The sequence below is a fragment of the Pseudomonas sp. NFPP25 genome (assembly GCF_900116505.1).
GTDB classification, from domain to species: domain Bacteria; phylum Pseudomonadota; class Gammaproteobacteria; order Pseudomonadales; family Pseudomonadaceae; genus Aquipseudomonas; species Aquipseudomonas protegens.
This window is the reverse complement of sequence record NZ_FPBG01000018.1, coordinates 1-1,635: the sequence shown is the minus strand read 5'-3', so window position 1 is coordinate 1,635 and position 1,635 is coordinate 1. Positions and strand designations below refer to the sequence as shown.

Annotated in this window: 1 rRNA gene; it reads right to left on the bottom strand. The window is 51.9% G+C overall.

Annotated features, from left to right (window positions below):
* Nucleotides 1-80 precede the first annotated feature (80 nt).
* Nucleotides 81-1,635: ribosomal RNA gene (locus tag BM382_RS31380) — 23S ribosomal RNA — on the bottom strand; the annotation flags it as partial.

Genomic DNA, 1,635 nt, shown 5'->3' with positions numbered 1-1,635 from the left:
TTTGTGTGTTTGCAAACTTTCGGTTTGTATCGTCTTCACACACCGCAACTCGCTTCTTAAGCAAATTGCTTGGGTGTTATATGGTCAAGCCTCACGGGCAATTAGTATTGGTTAGCTCAACGCCTCACAGCGCTTACACACCCAACCTATCAACGTCGTAGTCTTCGACGGCCCTTTAGGGAACTCAAGGTTCCAGTGAGATCTCATCTTGAGGCAAGTTTCCCGCTTAGATGCTTTCAGCGGTTATCTTTTCCGAACATAGCTACCCGGCAATGCCACTGGCGTGACAACCGGAACACCAGAGGTTCGTCCACTCCGGTCCTCTCGTACTAGGAGCAGCCCCTCTCAAATCTCAAACGTCCACGGCAGATAGGGACCGAACTGTCTCACGACGTTCTAAACCCAGCTCGCGTACCACTTTAAATGGCGAACAGCCATACCCTTGGGACCGGCTTCAGCCCCAGGATGTGATGAGCCGACATCGAGGTGCCAAACACCGCCGTCGATATGAACTCTTGGGCGGTATCAGCCTGTTATCCCCGGAGTACCTTTTATCCGTTGAGCGATGGCCCTTCCATACAGAACCACCGGATCACTAAGACCTACTTTCGTACCTGCTCGACGTGTCTGTCTCGCAGTCAAGCGCGCTTTTGCCTTTATACTCTACGACCGATTTCCGACCGGTCTGAGCGCACCTTCGTACTCCTCCGTTACTCTTTAGGAGGAGACCGCCCCAGTCAAACTACCCACCATACACTGTCCTCGATCCGGATAACGGACCTGAGTTAGAACCTCAAAGTTGCCAGGGTGGTATTTCAAGGATGGCTCCACGCAAACTGGCGTTCACGCTTCAAAGCCTCCCACCTATCCTACACAAGCAAATTCAAAGTCCAGTGCAAAGCTATAGTAAAGGTTCACGGGGTCTTTCCGTCTAGCCGCGGATACACTGCATCTTCACAGCGATTTCAATTTCACTGAGTCTCGGGTGGAGACAGCGCCGCCATCGTTACGCCATTCGTGCAGGTCGGAACTTACCCGACAAGGAATTTCGCTACCTTAGGACCGTTATAGTTACGGCCGCCGTTTACCGGGGCTTCGATCAAGAGCTTCGCGTTAGCTAACCCCATCAATTAACCTTCCGGCACCGGGCAGGCGTCACACCCTATACGTCCACTTTCGTGTTTGCAGAGTGCTGTGTTTTTAATAAACAGTCGCAGCGGCCTGGTATCTTCGACCGGCATGAGCTTACGGAGCAAGTCCTTCACCCTCACCGGCGCACCTTCTCCCGAAGTTACGGTGCCATTTTGCCTAGTTCCTTCACCCGAGTTCTCTCAAGCGCCTTGGTATTCTCTACCCAACCACCTGTGTCGGTTTGGGGTACGGTTCCTAGTTATCTGAAGCTTAGAAGCTTTTCTTGGAAGCATGGCATCAACCACTTCGTCACCTAAAAGGTAACTCGTCATCAGCTCTCGGCCTTAGAACCCCGGATTTACCTAAGATTCCAGCCTACCACCTTAAACTTGGACAACCAACGCCAAGCTGGCCTAGCCTTCTCCGTCCCTCCATCGCAATAACTAGAAGTACAGGAATATTAACCTGTTTTCCATCGACTACGCTTTTCAGCCTCGCCTTAGG